Genomic DNA, 18,665 nt, shown 5'->3' on the forward strand with positions numbered 1-18,665 from the left:
GCGCAAAATGCAAAACACCCAAAGCCAGCGCAATCGCAACCAGGCTCGGCCAGCAGGGACCAATCTTGAAAGACTCACATGCACTCACCACACCAGCGAATGAACAAATTCCGCGCACATCCCGAACAGCATTCCAGCCACACTGAACCGCAGCTGAACAACCGTCGACCATCATCACACCCACAAGATGAGACAGCGCCAACCGGCAACCGGAACGACAGACGCACCCATCCCACTTACGAAAGCAATTCATACCAACGGCACGCAGGCGCCGACCTGACAAAGGCCACTCTCGAGGGGGTGTCCTGGCGGTGGAGATTTCTTCTCCACCGCCAGGACCGGGCCTGTTTGTCACGCCCTCCGGTGCGCTCTGGCGATTTTGATGATGGCGAGTTCCAGTGCGTAGCCCGCGTCAGCCGCAGCGCCTTTCACATCGGCGTTGAGCGCCGCCACGATCTGCATCGCGTCGGCGAGCCCGGCGGGGTGCCAACCTCGGGTCTGGGTCATCGCCTTGCGGATCTTCCACGGCGGCATGCCCAGCTCACCGGCTGATTTGAACGGGTCGATCCGGCCGAGCGGGGCGATGCGGGCGACTGTGCGGACAGCGTCGGCGAGAGCATCCGCCACCAGGACGTGGGGCACGCCGAGCTGCATGGCCCAGCGCAGTGCCTCGAGTGCACCGGGCAGGTCACCGACGACCGCCTTCTCCGCGACCGCGAAGCCGTTCACCTCCGCGCGCCCGTTGTGGTACTTGCGGACGGCGGTCTCGTCGACCTTTCCGTCGGTGTCCGCCACCAACTGCGCCGCGGCGGACGCCAGCTCGCGCAGGTCCGAGCCGACCGTCTCGATCAGCGCCGCCACCGCCGCCGCGTCGGCGCGGCCACCGGCGACGCGGATCTCGTGCCGGACGAACTCCTCGCGCTCCGTTGCCTTGGTCATCTTCGGGCACTCGGTCACTTGGGCGCCCGCCTTCTTCAAGGCCGTCGGCAAGGACTTGGCCACCTTGGTCCGGCCGCCCCCCGAGTGCAGGACCACAAGGACCACGCCGTCCGCGGGGTTCTTCCCGTAGGCGATGATCGCGTCGGCGATGTCCTGCTGCGCCTCGTGCGCCGCCTCGAGAACGACCACCCGGGCTTCGGCGAACAGCGACGGGCTGACCAGTTCGGTGAGTTGCGGCGTTGTGAGATCAGCCACCCGGACCCTGGTCAGGTCGGCTGTCGGGTCGGCCAGCCGCGCGGCCTCCAGCGCGGCCCGGACCGCTCGATCTACCAGTAGCTCTTCCTCGCCCAGCACCAGTTGCAGCGGCTCGGGCGTCACAGCCGGGGCGTTCACAGACAGCATCCTGCCACGTCTCGCTCTCCCGGATTGTGGGCGCCTTGGGTGGCATCGGGTAAGGACGTTGCCGTAACGTGTCCTGCTGACAGACCCCACAACTGAACATTGCTCATCCAGAGGGGCAGAGGGATCGGCCCGAAGAAGCCCCGGCAACCGGCGTTCACCGTTCAGGTGGCGATCACGGTGCCAATTCCGACCGGCACGAGCCGGAAAGATGAGGAGATACCTCGCGATGACGACCACAGTCGGTGCGCCAACCACCTTCGACCTCGGACCTGCCCAGGCACTGTCGTGCCGGGAATGCGGTCACCAGATCCCACTGGCACCGGAATTCGCCTGTGCCGAGTGTTTCGGCCCGCTCGAGGTCGCTTACTCGTTCGGCCGGATCAGCCGGGCGGACATCGAAGCCGGACCCAGGAACATCTGGCGCTACCGGGGGCTTCTCCCCGTTCCGTCCGATGTAGACGCTTACCCGAACACCGAGCCCGGGCTGACCAGGCTGGTGAAGGCGGACCGCCTCGCCGCCGCGCTCGGCGTGAAAAGCCTGTGGGTCAAGGACGACACCGGAAACCCGACGCACTCGTTCAAGGACCGCGTCGTCGCCGTCGCACTCGCGGCCGCGCGCCAACTCGGTTTCAAGGTGCTCGCCTGCCCGTCGACGGGCAACCTGGCCAACGCGACCGCGGCCGCCGCGGCCCGCGCGGGCTGGGAATCCGTGGTGCTGATCCCGTCTTCCCTCGAGCGGGCGAAGATCCTCACCACCGCGGTGTACGACGGCGCGCTGATCGCTGTCGACGGCAACTACGACGACGTGAACCGCCTGGCCACGGAACTGGCCGCGGAGCACGAGGACTGGGCGTTCGTGAACGTCAACGTCCGGCCGTACTACGCCGAGGGGTCGAAGACCCTGGCGTACGAGATCGCCGAACAACTCGGCTGGCGGCTGCCGGAGCAGGTGGTCGTCCCGATCGCCTCCGGCGCGCAGTTGACCAAGGTGGACAAGGGTTTCCGCGAGCTCGGCTCGCTCGGGCTCGTCGACGAGACGCCGTATCGCGTCTTCGGCGCACAAGCCACCGGGTGCTCGCCCGTGTCAGCGGCCCACAAGGCGGGACATGACGTCGTCCAGCCCGTGCGCCCGAACACCATCGCCCGCTCGCTGGCCATCGGTGCCCCCGCCGACGGCCCGTACGTGCTCGATGTCGTCAACCGCACCAACGGCGCGATCGAGGACGTCAGCGACGAGGAAGTCGTCGAAGGCATCCGGCTGCTGGCCCGCACCGAGGGCATCTTCACCGAGACCGCGGGCGGCGTGACCGTCGCGACGGCGAAGAAGCTGATCGAAACCGGCAAGCTCGACCCGGAGGCCGAGACGGTCCTGCTGATCACCGGCGACGGCCTCAAGACACTGGACGCCATCGAATCCCAGGTCGGCCCGCGCGCCACCGTGCCGCCGTCGGCCGACGCGGTCCACCAGGCGCTCGGCCTGTAAACCCCGTGTTCGGGGCCTTCGCCGCTCACCCGGTGAAGGCCCCTGACAAGCCTGAAGTGCCTTCTGCTGCTGTTACGGAAACCGCGGACCCCCACGCGAGCTCTCGGCGGAGCTTCGCCTGTCCCCCAGTGCCAGTGGTCCAGGCTAGCCGGTCGGCTGTTGGGGCGCTCCTGCTGGTGACCAGACGGAGTGGACGAGTCACGGCGTCAGGTGCCGTCGCCGCTTTGGCATGAACCTGCCTGGGCCCCGGCGAAATCGGACTCAGGGCTCTGAGCGTCCGCATCAGGAAGCTGATGAGTGCGCTGCGGGCAACTCGTTGGGGACGCTGACGATGTCGTCCTCTTCGGGGTCGCCAGTGTGATGGCGCCGCATGATCGAAATGCTGAAAGTGGACACGCAGAACGTTGTTCCCATCTGTTGGGGTGGCACTGAACAACGGGCGGACGAACGTAACCCAGCCTGTCATTGGCGTGCCCTTGAGACGTACGCGAACTCGCGTGTAGTCCGTTGTGGACTCACTGTGGAGTTGGCTGATCACGTGCTCGAAGAACCAGGTGGAGGTGATGACACCGACGGCCGCTGTGTTTCCAGCGAGTTGTGTCTTGAACTCGGGGGCATCCAGCAGCCGGAAGGCGTGGATCAGCGCAGGTGAACTGACACCGTGCGTGTCACGGGTGATTTCCCCTGCGTGCAGAGCGAGCCGGAGCCGAATGCAGGAGCTCACGGGATTGCGTGTGTTGTATCGGCTGATCTCGCTGGCGAGAGTCCCTGGCAACCGGGACGCAACGAACTCCTTGGGGATGTTCGCGGGGACGAGAATGAGTACACCGTCACCTCGGTCTTCACGGTAGCACTCGTTCCACGGTATTCCTGCGTAGTGGAACGCGTGGCTCAGGGCGCGGTAGAGCCCCTCACGGATGACGAGGTGGTCCTGGTGGGTTCGTCGCGGATGGCTGAATCTGTAGACGTCGACCAACACGATTGTCTTGTGTGCCGCGGGAGACCGCGCAGCGCTGTTGTGGAAGACGTTCACTTCGCCACCGCGTGGATCTCCATCGAGCGGCTCACGACAGCTTCCAGGTCCGCTTCGGTGCCCGCGCACCCGGTCAAGTCACCCTCGATCAGAGTCGCACCCAGCCTTCGGACGGCATCTCGTTGTTCACGGGTGCTGATGCCGGGCACAGTGGTTTCCAGACTCAGCGTGTCCGCGCATTCGATCAGAGCCTGAACAACGGGTTTGGTTTCCACGTCCTGGGCAGTGGGGGCTGACTGCGAGAACAAGTTCGCGGCCAACTGGGGATCGAGGACGGCACCGTTGAACGGGGTGCCGGTCAGCCTCGGCATCCTGTTGAGGTGTTCGCCGAACCCATTGATAATGAGAGCGATACCGTTTCCGGTCAGCCCGACCAACTCGCGCCATGACCGACCGTCGTCGTCGAGCAGTGCGCTCACGGGCACACTCAGTTGCAGGAGCCGCTCGGGAAACCGGTACCGAGCCAGTTCGGCTGCGAGGTGCGCGAAGAGTGTGTCGGTCAACGGCTTGCGTCCGGGCAGGTCGATACGGACGAATGGGCTCCGCTCGCCGAACTTCTGGTACCACCGTGCCGCGGTTTCGGCGGCCCGGCTGATCATCCAGTGCCCGGCGGCCGCGGTCGTACCGAAGGTGTCCGCCAGGTCGAGCACCTCGTTGATCGGCGTCCGCCACATCGTGGGGTGTCTCCAGTGGAGGGTGACGTGCGAACCGAGGATGCGGGCGCTGCGCGCTGACCCGATCGGCGCGTGCCTCAGTCGAACGCCGTCGGTCGCGATCGCCTGACCGAGCCCTGCCGCCTCGACGACGCGGCTGGCGGCTGATTCGGCCTCGGCGGCGGGGATGACTCTCGGCTGAGACGAGTTGGTCGTCCGGCGGTTCGTGTCCAGGCTGTGGTCAAGCCATCGGATCAGCGAGTCGGCGTCGCCATGCGGAGGGCCGTCGGTGACCGCACCGATGAGAGGGACAATGGACACTGCCTCCTTGCTGGTCACCGCTACCGGCCCGGTCAGGCTCTGGACGAGCAGCTGGATCGCGGGGCCGATGGCAGCCCACTGATCCGGACCCGCTACCAGGATTGCGATGGTCGTGGCGTCCAGTTGGGTGACCATCTCGGCCTGTTCGGCCGCTGCGCGAGTCCTGGCAGCCAGCTCCTTCGCGACCTTGCCGGAAGCAGCGGAGCCGTAGTGGGCTGTGATCGCGTCCATGTTGTCGAAGCGCACCGCGAACATGCCGACACGACCATTGTTTCGTGTGGACGACAGAGCACTCAACCGGTCCATGAAATGCCGTTTGCTGGGCATGTCGAAGGCCCCGTCGTACCGGGTGGAGTGGTCCAGCCAGCGCCGCAGCGCGCGGTGCTGTGTCACATCCTCCAGTACGAAAGGGATCTCGCCGGGGACATCTTCGTCGTTGCGGTGCCGTCCCCAGTGCACTCTGACCCAGACCGGTGTGGCGTATGGAGAAGTGGCCAGTCGGAATTCCTGTGCGGGTTCGGAAGCGTCGTCATACGCGGGGTGAAGCGACCAGAGCGGCGTCCTTGAGTCGTCGTCGTGGGCCAGACTTGCCAGGTCTCGGTCGATGACCGGCACATCCTCGCCGATCAGCCGGCGCAACGCGTCGTTGGCGGTCGTGATCCGCCCGTCCGGATTCGCGATTCCCATCGGGATGGGAGCCGTGTGCAGGATCTCGTGGAACCGCGCGTTGATCAGCGCGGCGTGCACTGCGGCTTCTTTCGCCCGGTGCAGGGCCTCGATCAGTAGATCCTGTCCTTCCAGGGCGCGTGCTCGAGTGCCCGCGGCGTAGCCTTCGCCGAATCGGCCGATGACCGGTGTCCAGTCCGACGTCTGCGGCAGCCGCTCCTCCAGTGACCGGAAGAACTCGGACAAGATCCGCAACGACTGCCCGAACGCCGCCGGAGTGGTCTTGATCCGTTGTGCCAACTCGTATCCGATTCGATCGACCGGGATGCGGGTCTGCTCCGGAGCGACGACATGCAGGGTGAATTCCCTGAGGAACTCCGACAGGTCGGGACTGAGGTCTTCCGAAACGTAGCTCTCACTACCAATTGCCATGCTCCAACGAGCGGCCACCACTTCTAACCGAGTAGCTGGTGACAGCGGACCGGGTACGTCCGCAGCGGTCGTCGGTCTGCGCGAGGACCCAACCTCCTCGGCCGCTCGCAAGGCATCTCCGGCTTGCAGCCACTCGACGAACCGGTCCCGGTACGCGAGTGTGGCCTGGGGGTGATCGTCCACAACGGCGGTGAGTGCCTGCCCGAGCCCCGACAGCACCCGATCCAGGTCCTCGTCGCTGATCGCGCGTCGCCACACTTTGAGCCTCGATGCGAATCTGGTGGCCCAGTCGCGGAAGTTCCGCATCATCGCGCACCCTCTCCATCATGATCGTCGTCACCATCTGCGGGGGATGCGGGGGGACCGGGATCTGAAAGCGGCGGCGGCTGCCTCGGTGCCCGCCGACCGAGTCGGGTTCGAAGCTGCTTCCTCGCCGCTTCCAACCTGCGTGACACGGTCCGCGTCGAGATGTCCAAGACCTTCGCTATTTCTTCCAATGTGAAACCATTGAGCTGCAAGTTGATGACGTCACGTTCGTCGTCCGGCAAATCTGTTATCTCTTGCAGCGCCTCTCGGTATGCGATTCTCGTCTGGTCGTCGACTTGCGTCAGCCGATCCATGGCAGCGGTTTCAGGATCAGAGACGGTACGCTCTCTTGATGCCTTTCTTTGGTAGTCGACATAGCGGTGGCGTGCTACGTGGAACGCCCACGCTTTTCGATGTTGCGTGTCGGCGAATGTCGACCACTTCTCCCACAGTTCCATCATGATGTCGTGTGCCACTGCTTCCGCGTCGACGCCTGGATCGCGCATGAGCGCAGACCGCGCCACGAATCCGCGAAGCTCGACGTATACACTCTTGAACTCGGCGCTGACTTTGTCGTCCCGAACGGGGCCGTGCTCATTACCGTCATGCGTCACGCCCCGCCGCTCCGCCCTCGAACGACGTGCGCGCTGTCCGTTGCGCACTGTTTAGCCGGTCCCGTCGATGCGGCACTCCGTTCGTACCTGAAGATGAACTGCCGGTACCACTCGGTCCGGCGTCCGGTCGGCAGCGTGTTCAGCCTGAACGGGCGCGCCGCCGCCGTCATGATCATCACCTCGACCACGAGGTCTACTCCTCAGGATTTCCGTAGTCCGATCCATCTCGATCGGTACTTCCGCACTACAAACAGCGGTAGGCGCGAAAGTCAGACACATGTTCACTCATTCGTGTGTCCTGCCATCCGGTCCACCGAAGCGTGGGCGGCATCCGTGATGAGTGCGTAGTCGCTGGTCAGAAGTCAGAGGTTGTCGTCCGTTCAGTCAATTCGATCTTGACGCGCCCCTGCGACTCCGCGTCGGCTGGCCGCGCGTTCATCACGATAAGTGAGCGAGTGACGCGACAGATTGGTGGCGACCCGCCCCCGACCAGCCGAAGTCGAGATATCCGGTGGTCTTATAGACTCAGTGCGTCAGAAGGGAGCAGCAACTGTTGGACGACTCCGATCATCCGCCCTTTCTGAGAACTCCCCACCTCGGTCGAATCCATGACTACATTCTGGGAGGCAGTCTCAATACGCCACTTGATCGGAGAGTCGCCGAAGAACTCCGATCGCGTGTGCCCATACTGGTATCCCTGATCAAGCGCCAGCGTGACTTCCTCGCCGCCGCCGTCACTCATATGCTGGGTCAGGGAATTCGCCAGTTCGTCGTCCTCGGATCCGGTCTACCGACTGCCGGGCACGTACACAGCATCGCGCACCGCAGGTCGATTCCCGCGACGACCGTTTACGTCGACAGCGACACCAGCACCGTCGAGCAGGCCGAGATCATCCTCGCCGGGAACCAGCGCACGACCGTGCTTCGCGGCGACTTCATGGAGCCTGAGACCGTGCTGGCGTCACTCGATCGGCGCACCGCGGTTGATCGCAATGAACCGACTGGGCTGTTCCTGATCGGCGCGCTCGACACCCTTCCCGCGCCCCGTCGTCCTCATCGGCTGATAGCCGCGTACCGCAACGGGTTCTCCCGCACCTGTCACCTTGCGGGGACTCTGCTCGCTGCGCCGCCGAACTCGGATGTCAGCGCGGACGTCGGCACAGCCGCGAAGATCCTCGGCGACATCGGATCCACGCTCATCGTGCGCCCACGCGGAACGCTGCACGTATGGTTGTCCAAGATCAGGCCTCGTGGTACGGCCGTTGACACGGGGTTCGCCGTGTCCGAGTTGCCGCCAGCCGAAGGTACGGCGGGACAACTCACATTCGACCACGCCCTGATGCGTTTCTCCTGACGGCGGAACTGAGCACCTCGCCTTGCGAGGCGACTGAGTGCTGTGAGGGATCGATCGAAGACGCGGTGCGGGGGCGGTGGACGCAAAATGACAGCAGTGCCGTCGTCGTGGCGAGCATGGCGGAATCCCACGTCCGCATCCTTGTCCTCAGCTTGCCTTGCGGCGGAAGCGGGTTGGCTTTCGCCGCAGCCGGGGCGTGCCGTCGTGACCCGACACGCCCGGCTGCGCTGCCGGAGTTCGGCATCCCCACCGCCAGCCCACTGAGACAACGACCGCACGTGGTCGCCCCTGTCACTTTCCTGACCGCTGATCAGGTGCCGACGAACACGGCGGGGAACAAGCCGACCTCAGTGGCACGCCCCAGACGTGGTGATCATCTGCGGGTCACCGGCTGGTACAACGGTCCGGCGGAAGGAGGATGGGGATTGGGTCGCGGGGCCCGGCCCGAGACTGTCCATGGTGGAATGGTGTGCACTGACCGGAGTCGGGGTCGTCGAGTTGGCCACCCGTCTGTGGTCACATGACTGGTCGTGGCGGATGCAGGATGTGCCGGAGTTGGCGGCGGCGTTCGGCTGGCGGATCCTGAGGAGTCGGCCGCAGTGGGTCATGCTCGACAGTGGGTTCGGGATGGCCAGTGGCAAAGTCCGCGGTCGGGATGGGCTGACCGAAGAAGTCCAACTGCGGGTGACTGATTTCGTGACCGAGGATGCGGCCGGGGCGGCGCGGCTGCGTGACGCGTTCGCCGGGATGGCCACCGCGCTGACCGGTGCGTTCGGCGACCCGACCGTCCGGATTCCGGGTAAGCCCGCCGAGGTTCGTTGGGCCGGCGCGGGAACGACCCTGGTGCTGGCCAATCTGGTGGTCTCGGTGGAGCTGTCACTGGTGACCAACTCCTGGCTCGTTTCCCACGACGAAATGATCGAAATGGAAAGGCAGGGACTGCTGTGACCGGATGGGGGACGTTCGCCGAAGGACTGGTCGAGGAGTTGGCGGCGCTGCCTGCCGGCGCGATCGTAAAGATTTACGAGGCCGAGTTTCCCCAGGACGCGGTTCACCGGTACGCGCAGTTCCTGCAACTCGAAGACAGGCTGTGCGCCGAACTGGTCGGCGAGGAGTGGCTCGACCCCACGATGCGTGCCGGCGACGCGGGATGCCGGGTGATCGCCGGCGCGGGCTGGGTGCAACCCGACGACAACCACCACGGCAACTGGTGGTTCGACCTGCCCTGGCCGGCGGACACGGCTGGCTACCGGCAGCTGGTATCGATGGTCGTGACCGGGCTGCGTGACGGTCTCCGGATGGCCAACCCGACAATGCTGGTCTACGAGGCGTGGAACGAACGTGAGGGCAACAGCGCCCTGGACCTACCCCAACTGGGCCTGGCACAACGAGAATGACGCAGGCCGCACCAGCGAAGCGTTTCCAGGTCATCGCCGTCTCCGGCGATGAAGGTTGGACCGCCACTTCCTCGACGGTGATCGGCGCGATCCGGTGGTGGTGGAGATCACGCTCACCCGAGGGCGGACCCGGGACATGAAACTCGCGCTCTACCAAGCGATCGTGGCAAACCTGTCCGAAGTCAGCGTGCGATTGGACGATGTGCAACGCCATCTATGCGAAAACGGTCGCTTACTAGGTTCGACGGCCCACGCGGACGGTCACCCGACCGACGCGAGCCCTTCGTCCAGTGACAGCGATGGCATCGGCGAACGCGTGATGACGTGCAAGTCGGCTGCTGCCAGCGTCCGGGATGCCGCGGTGGTGGCGAGGCGCTGTGCGAGCCCGTGCGCGTCCCAGGCCGTGTGCCTGCCGTTGGACAGCAGGCCACGCAACGCGTTCGCCAAGTCCTCGGGCACCTTGTGGCCGTAGCGGGCGAGTTGCCGCACCGCGAGCGCGGTCAGGTGATCCACGTCGTACTCGCCGAACTCCCACCGCTCGGTGAAGCACTCGCCGAACACTGCGGAGATCTCGAACAGCCGGGTCAGCGCCGTCTCCTCGCCGGACAGGAGGACGACGGGACCGGTTGGGTTGCGGCGCACCGCCTCGACGAGCGCGTCCAGCGTCTCGCTGCGGCGCTCCGCTATATCCGATACCCAGTCGCTGTCCGCGTCGAGCAGCAGCACGCCGCCGTTCGCCTCGTCGAACGCCGTCGACACCAGACTCACCGCCTGGCCCGGCCAGCGCGCGCACAAGTCCTTGCCGATCGACAGCCGCGTCAGGTGCCCGCTGCCGAGCAGCCGCAACTCGGTCAGCCCCTGCGCGTAGAGCGTGGCGACCGCGGTGCGCCCCATGCCCCGGTTGCCGGACAGGACGATGTTCGCCTGTTTTCCCAAGCCCTTGTTGCGTGCTTTGAGCCCGCACAGCCGGACCAGTGTCCGGCCGGCCGCCTCGCGCACCTCCTCCAGGCCGCTGAGCCCCGACAACCGCTGCCAACCCAGTGTGGCCTGCACGGCGGCGACCGGGTTCGTGGTCGCGTCCGGCAGTGCCGCGCGTGGCGCGACCTCGCCCAGCGCGACCAGTTCGCTCGCCAGGTCCTTGCCGATGAGCCTGCTCAGGTCGGTTTCCTTCGACGGCGGTCGCACCGCGAGGCGCGAGGCCTGGTTGTTCACCATCGCCTCGAACAGCTTGCGGGCGACACGACCGTTGCCGAACGTGTCGTTCTTCGGCACGCGCTCGAAGTAATCGGTGAGCGCGTCGACTGCGTCGTCGGTCAGCTCGTAGTAGTGCTTGTGGCACAGGTTGGTCGTGATCGTGACGAGTTCGTCGACGCTGTAGTTGGGGAACTCGATCGTGCGCGAGAACCGCGACGCCAGACCGGGGTTGGAGGCCAGGAACCGCTCGATCAGCTCGGAGTAGCCCGCGACGATCACCACGATCCCGTCGCGGTGGTCCTCCATCATCTTCATCAGCGTGTCGATGGCTTCCTGGCCGAAGTCCGGCCCGCTGCCGCCGGACTGGCTCGACAGGGTGTACGCCTCGTCGATGAACAGCACGCCGCCCATCGCCTTGTTGACGACCTCCGCGGTCTTGATGGCCGTCGCACCGATGTACTGGGCGACGAGATCCGCCCGCGCCACCTCCACCATGTGGCCGCGCGACAGGATGCCGAGCTCCGCGAGGACCGATCCGTACAGCCGGGCAACCGTGGTCTTGCCGGTGCCGGGAGGCCCGGCGAAGACCAGGTGACGGCTCATCGGCGGCATGGGCAGGCCCATCTCCATGCGCCTCTGGGTCATTTTGATCAGGTTGATCAGACCGAGCACCTCGCGCTTCACGCCGTCCAGGCCGACCAGCGTGTCGAGCTCCGCGAGCGGCCCCTCCAACTGGGCACCCATCGCGTCGCCGAGGGACGACGTGTCCTGTTCGTCTGCGACCTGGGCAGTAGCCGAGTCCTGCGAGACCGGTTCGGCGGGGGCCGGGCGCTGCTGGGCAGCGGTGGTGGAGGTCCGCTGTGAGCGCTGCTGCTGGTCGGTGACGATCCCGGTCACCGACAGACGCTCGTGCTCGACGGCCTGGCGCACAGGGCTGCCCCCGCTACCGGTGATCGTGCACTCGGCGACGGACACGGCTTCCTCGGTGTCCAACAAGACACCGTCGCCCGCGCTGTCGGTGATCTCGCAGTCGCGCACGTCGCCGCGCGACCCGCTGAGCAGGTGCACGCCGTGCCGCTGCGCCGAGCGCACCCGGCACCGGGTCACCTGCACCATGCTGCCCGCACGCGCGCTGACGCCGTCCTCTGCCGAGCTGATGACCTCGCTGTCCTGGATGGTGAGACCGGCGTCGTCGGCCAGCAGGCCACCGCCCCGCACCAGCGTGGAGGCGAACTCGCCGCGTGACCCGCTCAACAGCGTGACCAGGTGCGCCGACGAGCCGGTCACGCGCAGGTCGGTCACCTCGCCGTGGGAGTCCCCTGCGAGTGACAGACCGACGTCGTCGCCTGCCTCGATCACCGCGTCGGCGAGCATCAGCCGCGACTTGCCCCTCACCAGCACGGCCGGGCCCGACTCGGGTGTCGCCCGCAGACCCTTCAGCCCGACCGACGACTCGGCGTCGACCAGCACCGCGCCCTGTGACGTGCCCTGGACCCGCAGTGTGCCGAACACCGGCCGGGACGCCGCGTCCACCAGCACACCGACCGGGCTGTCGGTGACCCCGCAGTCGTCGAACCGGGGCGCCGAGCCGCCGGTGACGTAGACGGCGTTGCGGCCGGCTGAGGTGAACCGGCAACCGCGCAGCCGAGGCGCGGCACCGCCCGCGATGTGCACGGCCTGCACAGCCGCGCCGGTGAACTCCGAGTCGGAGATCACGACCTCCCCGGTGCTGCGCACGTAGAGGTCGAGGCTCGCGCTCTCGCTGACTGTCACGTCACGGATTTCCGCGCTGGCTTGCTGCTCGACCACGAGCGCGGGCTTCGCAGCCGCCACGACTTGGCAGTCCTCGATCACCACGCGGCCGCGACCGTTGACGCAGATGCCGTTGCCGCCCGCGTTGCGCACGGAGACACGGCGCAGCACGAGCGAACCCTCTTCGGTCACCACGACACCGGACGACGACGCGTCGACGACCTGGGAGTTCTCCGCCATGCTCGGCATCGACGACGTCACCACGATGCCCGCACCGCCCGTGGTCGTGACGGTGCACCCGCGTAGCACGACGCAGCCCAGGCCGGAGGCAAGCACGGCGGCCCATGACGCCGCCGACACCCGGCAGTCGTCCAGCGCGACCTCGCCCTGGCGGATGTCCAGCGCGGCGAGGTCGGTGTCCTCGCAGGTGAGCAGGAGACCCGAGAACTGGGCGTCCGCGGCGACCACGGCCACGCTGCCGCTACGGGCGATCACCTCGACGGTGCCCGGTCCTTCGTCGGCGGTGACCGTGACCATCCGGCCGACCACGAGGTTCTCCTCGTAGCGGCCCGGCAGCACGCTGATCGTCGCGCCGTCCCTGGCCTCACGCAGCGCCGCGCTGATCGTCGGGTACGAGCCGGGCCGGTCGGCACCCACAACCAGGAGCTGGCGGTTCATCGTCCCTCCTCCTGCTGCGACTTCTGCTGCGACTTCTGCTGCGACTTCTGCTGCGACGCGGTCCGGACAAGGCCGGGCAGCAGCCCGAACCGGGCCGCGGCCTGCGCGGCAACCTGTGTCTGGCCCTTGGACTCCGCCCACGTGTCCAGGCAGCGGCGCAGCGAGTTGATCGCCAGTTCGTCCAGCGACACCCTGTTGTCGTCCACCCGTCCGGACGCGTCGATCTCGCCCGCGGCCAACTCGCGCAGCAACACCTGGCCGCGCCTGCCCGCCGCGGGCTCCGTCAGGCCGAGCACCTTGAAGCTCGTGCCGGGGACGAACAGCACGCGGTCGGTGATCGGGTGCTGTCCGAGTTCGAGCAGTTTCGTGCGGCGCGCGGTCATCGACCACACCAGGACGTCCGTCTGGTTGTCCTCCTGCTGCTTCGCGCAGGGCGCGCTCAGCGCGTTGACGAAGCCCCATTCGGTGAAGTACTTGCGGTTGCGGTAAAGCTCCCACTCCTGCGGCGATGGCGACGCCGAGTACACCGTGGCGCCGCGGTGGGACGGGAGTCTGCTGAGGCCGGAGACCACGCAGCGGGCGAACGGCACGTGTGGCCCGACCTCGCCCGTACGCAACGGCTGGTCCAGTCCGTCGCCCTCGGCGGACAGGTAGAGGTAGATGGCGACGGCGTCGGTCAGCACCCCGCCGGACGACCGCTCCAGCGCACCCCGGAAACCGGGGTGTTCGGACAGGACGCGCGACACCGAGTTGGCCACGGCGGCGTGTTCACGGGCCAGCGTGCGGCGCAGCCACTCGCGCTCCTCGTCCAGCCCGCGCTTGGGCACCAGCGCGGCGGCCGCGGTGGTCGGCGTGGGCTGGAGCACCGTGACGAACGCGGGCTGCTGAACGGCAGTCGGTTGTTCCGGCGCCGGTGGTTCGGCCGAGACCGACGTGGCGAGGGCGTGCGACGGCTCAGCCGGGGTCGCCGGGGTCTGCTCCCGAGGCGCCGACGGCTGCGCCGGTGGACCGGGCTGGGCGTGCACAGCGGGCAACTCCGCGACCGTGGCGGAGTCCACCGGGTGCTGAGCCGCCGGGGTGGACGGCCGCGGCGGCGCAGTCGGTGTCACGGGCGGCGGCACCGGTGCCACCGGCGGCGGGGCGGGGGCCGCCGCCTCGATCGCGAACGCGGGACGCAGGGCCGACACCTCCTCGGACGCCATCGGTGTGACCGCGTCCGGCAGGGCCGTCTCCAGCCGCATGATCACGGTCTCGAACGAGTACGGCCCAGTGAGCACCGGCATGTCCTTGTCCTGACCCGCATCGGCGCCGCGTGGCGCCGGCCCCGCGACCGGCTCCTGTGCCTGCGCCTCCGGGGCCGCCTCGATCGCGCCCATGGCACGACCGGCGACCTCGACCCGTTGCCGCGCCACCGAGTCGGCACGTACGAGACCGCTGAGGGATCGTGTCGCGGGATCGAGGCGACCGATCAGGTCCTCGGCCAGTTCACGCACACGCCGTGACGCTTCGTCCTCGAACAGCACCATGTGCCGGGTCGCGTCCGGCTGTGCGGAGCGGACGGCGAGGGCGTGCGGCAACTCCCGCGGCGGGCGCAGCCACAGTCCCGATTGGACGATCTCGAGCACGACGTCCGGCGCGTACTGGTAGACGGCGGGAGTGACCTCCTCGACACCGAACAACGGCTCGCGGTAGCTGACGAGCAACGGCGGCAGCGCGGCGACGCCAGGCTCGGCGGGCGCGTAGCTCATCTCACCGGCGAACGCCCGCCAGCCGAGCGTGCCGTCCGCGCGCAGCGTGTAGATGTGCGGCTCGGTGCGTGAACCCACCGGGATGCCGGTGTAGCAGATGACCTGTTCGCTCAGGGCATCGGCGATCACCTGACCGAACGCGGTGTCCCCGGAGGACGGCGTGAGCTGGCCGAACTGGACCATGCGGACCTTGCCGCGCAGGTCGTCGGGCAGCCAGCTCCAGAACCGGGTGACGTCGTAGACGGTGGTCGGCGGCGCACCGGGGCAGCCGACCACGACGGTGCACACGTCGGGCTGGCAGGGAAGCGTCTCGATCAACCGCTTGCGATGCGCGCGCAGCACGCTCTCCGGGCCGCGCGGGCGCAGCCACACGCCGCCGGGCAGCGGTTCGGCGACACCGCCCGCGCTTGTCGGCATGACCTCGACGAGCGACGCCGCCGTCTCCCATGTGGGCTGGGGGAAGCGTTTGCCATCCAGCTTCGGCGGCTTGCCCGGCTGGAAGCGAACCCAACCGGTGCCCCACCCCGCGTCGACGAAAAGCGACCCGCCCACGCCCGGCATCACAGCGCCGTCGGGCGCGATGATCGTCCGGTTGAGGCGCTCGGACAGCCATTGGCCCGCGAGGGTGGTGGTCTCACGCGACCGGCCGCCGATGACCAGCCGCACGCCCCGGCGCTTGCGCGGCAACAACTTGGCCGCCGACTCCCACACCGAGAACGAGCTGTCCACCGGCAGGTCGACCACGACGAGCTCGTGGTCAGGGTCCTCGGCCAGGCCGAGCGCCAGGTCCCGGATCTCGTCGCGGAGCACGTTGCGCGGGTGCACGACGAGTGCGTTGCCGATCGTGTGGCCGATCATGTTCGGGTCGCCACCGTCGTCACGACGCTTGGTCAACAGCCTCATTCAGCCACGTCCTTTCTCGAGCACACCCACAGCCGCACGGCTCAACAGCGGACCGCTCGGGATCTGTGCCAGCACCTCGGCCGAGACCGGTTGCGGGGTGATCCCGGCGTAGCCGAGAGCGCTGATGGCGTCGTCATTGGCGAGCTGGTACTTGAACCCCTGGTCGGTGATGAGGAACCGGTCCGGCTTGGCGCCCTTGGCGGTCGGCGCTGGCACCGACGCCGCGAGCAACCCGGTTCCCTGCCTGAGGTATGCGCCGACCCGGTCGTTCATACCGAGGTACGCGTAGTTGCGCTCGGTGGTGACCGCCTGGCTGACGACCTGCGTGCCGTACGGCCGCTGCCGCAGGCAGAACGCCCGTTTCCCGGTGGGGATCGGCTTCGCGGCAAGCAGATCCGGGAGTCGCTTGGTCAGCGAGTCGTCGCCTGAGCGGGGCACCGACGCCATGGTCGCCGTGTCGATGTCGGCGACGGTCTGGCCGTTCTTGGCTTGCAGCAGAGCGGCTTCGGTGCGGGACAACGGTGCCAGGCCGTCGGTCCGCAGGACAGCGAAGTTCTCCGTGCCGTTGCCTGCGACCTGGCGGAAGACCGTGCCGACCGAACGGTCCTGGTTGCCCACCCGTGCGCCTTTGCGGCCCTGGTCGGGAATCGAGGCGGGTGCGACGTCCTGCCCGTTGGGCAATGCGGCGAGCCAGGCGTCCGGCGCGGCCGGTGGTGTCGACGTGCCGAGCCCGAGCGCGACGGCCACCAGCGGCTCGGTCAGCCGGTACTTCGTGTCGCGCAGCACCACGTACTGCTCGCCCTTGGTCGAACCGACCCACATGTACTCGTTCTCGGCCAGCGGTCTGGTCGACGCGCCGCCCGCCGCCTCCGGGTTGGCGTTCATGCTCATCAGCCCGGTGCCCTGCACATCGACACCGCCGGTGTGCGGCAGGCAGAGCAGCCAGGGCGTGCTCACGAGCGCACTCGCCGCGGGCAGCGGGTCGGGGGCGTTCTCGATGCCGATGGTCTGACCGCGCTCCAGTTCGCTGAGCGAGGCACGCGAGATGGACTCGACCTTGGCCCCGGCGCCTTGCAGCAGCATCGCCGACGCGTGGTTGCGCACCGGCACCAGGAAGCCGTGCTGGTATACGAACCGGGCGCCGCTCTCCTTCTCCACGAGAATGACGTTCGGCTTCTTCCACGCCATGTTGCCGCCGGGGTTGATCAGCCCGTACACCCAGAACGCCACGCCGATGAGCAGGGCGAGCACCACGCCGAACACCAGGCCGATCAACGCGCGGCGTGCGGGCGCTTCGCTGTAGTTGGTGTCGCCGAGCAGCAGTGCCGCACTCATCCGCCCGACAAGGGTCTGGTACGCCTGGACGCGGTCCTTCTTGGTCTGCACGGCACGTCACCCGGCCAGTCCGCGGGCCCAGGCGAACGCACCCATCGCGTCGAGCACGAACGGCACCAGCGCGATGCAGCAGAGGTTCTCCATGACATCGCCCATGTGCGGCCAGATGGGCAGCAGCCTGCGGTGCGACGGACGCAGTGCCGCCAGCACAAGCAGCAGCGCGGCCAGGATGAGCCCCAGCGCACCCAGGACCCGTGCCAGGTCGTCCATCCCGGCGAGCATCTTGAGCGAGGGCAGCATGGCACCCCACGTTCCGGCGACCGCGAGCGCGGTGCGCTGGCCGATGTTCAGGAACTCGCGTGAGCGCAGCAGGATCAGCCCCGCGAACAACCCGGCGAGCGTGTACTCGAGCCATCCCGGCTCGATCAGCTGGTAGACGAACGCCACGGCGCAGACAGCCGACGCGCCGATGGCGAGGACGCTGAGGTAGCGGTCGGCGTGCCCGGTCTGGTCGACCACCTGCGCGGCGGGCATCGGCTCGACGTCCACCTTCAGTTCCTCGGCGGTGCGGGGCAACTGCGGGCCGCGCAGCCGGGCCGCGCGGGTCGCGAGCTTCGGCGCGAACAGCAGCAGTGCGAAGAACACGCACATGACGATCGTCGCGGCCTGCTGACGGGTCAGCTCCACGCCGACGTGCAGCCACACGCCGATGATCGCGGCGATCCCCATGATCGTGGTGCTGCCGAACGGAACGATCGGCAGCTCGTGCGCGAACAGCCGCTGCACCACCAGCAACGTCGCCGACGTGACAGCAAGCGCGACGCCACCGAGCAGCACGCCCACCGGGTCGAGGCCGACCGCGCCCGCGACGCCCGCGTGGGCGATGAGCGTGCCGACCCCCGCGTACCAGCACCCGGCGACGCCGACGATCGCGGCGAGGACCCGGTCGGCCAGCGTCCGGGCGACCACCACCGCCGTCGTACACAGCAGCAGCGCCAAAACACCCGACGTGATGGCGGCGGCCATGCTGTTGGCGTACAAAAACATGGATATGCCGATGGCCGCGAACACCAGGGCGGCGAGGCTCAGGAACAGCCTGCGGTTGACTTCCTCGTTCCACCGGTTGCCCTGCCGGTTGACGGCTGTCGCCATACCCTCGGCGACGTCGTCGAAATCCAGCTCCGGCAACGGGTCCTCGGCGCGGGACAGGTAGAACTGCTCGCCGTCGAGCCAGTCGAGCGTCTCCGGGGTGCCGTCCGCGTCGAACGGCTTGTCCCCGAGGCGCTGCAGCACCCAGGACCCGTACTGGTCACCGTCGCGCGAGCGCTCCTCGTCGCGCACCACGTGCCGCACGAGCGTCGGCAGGAGCACCGAAACCGTCGCGGAGACCGGCACGGCGAGGTCGGCCCGCCCGCTGGGGCCGAACACCGTGACACGGCAGAGTTCGGGGTTCAT

Annotated in this window: 11 protein-coding genes, 1 pseudogene and 1 riboswitch; of the genes and pseudogenes, 5 read left to right on the forward strand and 7 right to left on the reverse strand. The window is 67.7% G+C overall.

Going from position 1 to position 18,665, the window contains the following annotated elements; genetic code table 11:
* Window positions 1-351: 351 nt before the first annotated feature.
* Window positions 352-1,332: a DNA polymerase III subunit delta gene (gene holA, locus ALI144C_RS33115; RefSeq protein WP_076991514.1), complete on the reverse strand. Its 981-nt coding sequence runs from the start codon at window positions 1,330-1,332 to the stop codon at window positions 352-354.
* Window positions 1,333-1,441: 109 nt separating this feature from the next.
* Window positions 1,442-1,556, forward strand: a riboswitch (SAM riboswitch).
* Window positions 1,557-1,567: 11 nt separating this feature from the next.
* Between holA and thrC the strand changes: the two genes are divergently transcribed.
* The gene (thrC, locus tag ALI144C_RS33120; RefSeq protein WP_076991144.1) at window positions 1,568-2,824 is read left to right on the forward strand and encodes a threonine synthase; all 1,257 of its coding nucleotides are present in this window, start codon (window positions 1,568-1,570) and stop codon (window positions 2,822-2,824) included.
* 1,029 nt (window positions 2,825-3,853) lie between these two features.
* Here thrC and ALI144C_RS33125 read toward each other — a convergent pair.
* Both ALI144C_RS33125 and ALI144C_RS33130 read right to left on the reverse strand, forming a co-directional pair.
* Complete coding sequence (locus tag ALI144C_RS33125) at window positions 3,854-6,238, reverse strand: EAL domain-containing protein (RefSeq protein ID WP_076991145.1); 2,385 nt, start codon at window positions 6,236-6,238, stop codon at window positions 3,854-3,856.
* Window positions 6,235-6,849: an RNA polymerase sigma factor gene (locus ALI144C_RS33130; RefSeq protein WP_076991146.1), complete on the reverse strand. Its 615-nt coding sequence runs from the start codon at window positions 6,847-6,849 to the stop codon at window positions 6,235-6,237. The genes ALI144C_RS33125 and ALI144C_RS33130 overlap by 4 nt, the downstream gene beginning before the upstream one ends.
* A gap of 553 nt (window positions 6,850-7,402) precedes the next feature.
* Here ALI144C_RS33130 and ALI144C_RS33140 point away from each other — a divergent pair.
* From ALI144C_RS33140 to ALI144C_RS59200, 4 genes and pseudogenes are all read left to right on the forward strand, one after another.
* Complete coding sequence (locus tag ALI144C_RS33140; protein ID WP_076991148.1) at window positions 7,403-8,203, forward strand: SAM-dependent methyltransferase; 801 nt, start codon at window positions 7,403-7,405, stop codon at window positions 8,201-8,203.
* 459 nt (window positions 8,204-8,662) lie between these two features.
* Window positions 8,663-9,151, forward strand: coding sequence for a DUF6301 family protein (locus tag ALI144C_RS33145; protein WP_202819121.1), 489 nt, complete (start codon window positions 8,663-8,665; stop codon window positions 9,149-9,151).
* Window positions 9,148-9,600 carry a TY-Chap domain-containing protein gene (locus ALI144C_RS33150; protein ID WP_076991150.1) on the forward strand — a complete coding sequence of 151 codons (453 nt, stop codon included), beginning with the start codon at window positions 9,148-9,150 and terminating at the stop codon, window positions 9,598-9,600. The genes ALI144C_RS33145 and ALI144C_RS33150 overlap by 4 nt, the downstream gene beginning before the upstream one ends.
* 55 nt (window positions 9,601-9,655) lie before the next feature.
* Window positions 9,656-9,814: pseudogene (locus tag ALI144C_RS59200) on the forward strand (tautomerase family protein); the annotation flags it as partial.
* A 47-nt stretch (window positions 9,815-9,861) separates the two neighbouring features.
* Here ALI144C_RS59200 and ALI144C_RS33160 read toward each other — a convergent pair.
* The 4 genes from ALI144C_RS33160 to eccD are packed head-to-tail and all read right to left on the reverse strand — an operon-like array spanning window position 9,862 to window position 18,665.
* On the reverse strand, window positions 9,862-13,224 hold the full coding sequence (locus ALI144C_RS33160) for a right-handed parallel beta-helix repeat-containing protein (RefSeq protein ID WP_076991152.1): 3,363 nt from the start codon (window positions 13,222-13,224) through the stop codon (window positions 9,862-9,864).
* Window positions 13,221-15,875 carry a hypothetical protein gene (locus tag ALI144C_RS33165; protein WP_076991153.1) on the reverse strand — a complete coding sequence of 885 codons (2,655 nt, stop codon included), beginning with the start codon at window positions 15,873-15,875 and terminating at the stop codon, window positions 13,221-13,223. Before ALI144C_RS33165 ends, ALI144C_RS33160 begins: the two co-directional genes overlap by 4 nt.
* The gene (gene eccB / locus ALI144C_RS33170) at window positions 15,876-17,261 is read right to left on the reverse strand and encodes a type VII secretion protein EccB (RefSeq protein WP_076991154.1); all 1,386 of its coding nucleotides are present in this window, start codon (window positions 17,259-17,261) and stop codon (window positions 15,876-15,878) included. It abuts the gene before it with no gap.
* 6 nt (window positions 17,262-17,267) lie between these two features.
* Window positions 17,268-18,665 carry a type VII secretion integral membrane protein EccD gene (eccD, locus tag ALI144C_RS33175; RefSeq protein WP_076991515.1) on the reverse strand — a complete coding sequence of 466 codons (1,398 nt, stop codon included), beginning with the start codon at window positions 18,663-18,665 and terminating at the stop codon, window positions 17,268-17,270.

Origin of the sequence: Actinosynnema sp. ALI-1.44 (genome assembly GCF_001984155.1) — a bacterium.
In the GTDB taxonomy this organism is placed as follows: Bacteria; Actinomycetota; Actinomycetes; order Mycobacteriales; family Pseudonocardiaceae; genus Kibdelosporangium.

Coding starts and splice junctions, on each gene's coding strand:
- thrC (WP_076991144.1), top strand. CDS start 1,568: ATGACGACCACAGTCGGTGCGCCAACCACCTTCGACCTCGGACCTGCC.
- ALI144C_RS33125 (WP_076991145.1), bottom strand. CDS start 6,238: ATGATGCGGAACTTCCGCGACTGGGCCACCAGATTCGCATCGAGGCTC.
- ALI144C_RS33160 (WP_076991152.1), bottom strand. CDS start 13,224: ATGAACCGCCAGCTCCTGGTTGTGGGTGCCGACCGGCCCGGCTCGTAC.
- eccD (WP_076991515.1), bottom strand. CDS start 18,665: ATGAACCCCGAACTCTGCCGTGTCACGGTGTTCGGCCCCAGCGGGCGG.
- ALI144C_RS33165 (WP_076991153.1), bottom strand. CDS start 15,875: ATGAGGCTGTTGACCAAGCGTCGTGACGACGGTGGCGACCCGAACATG.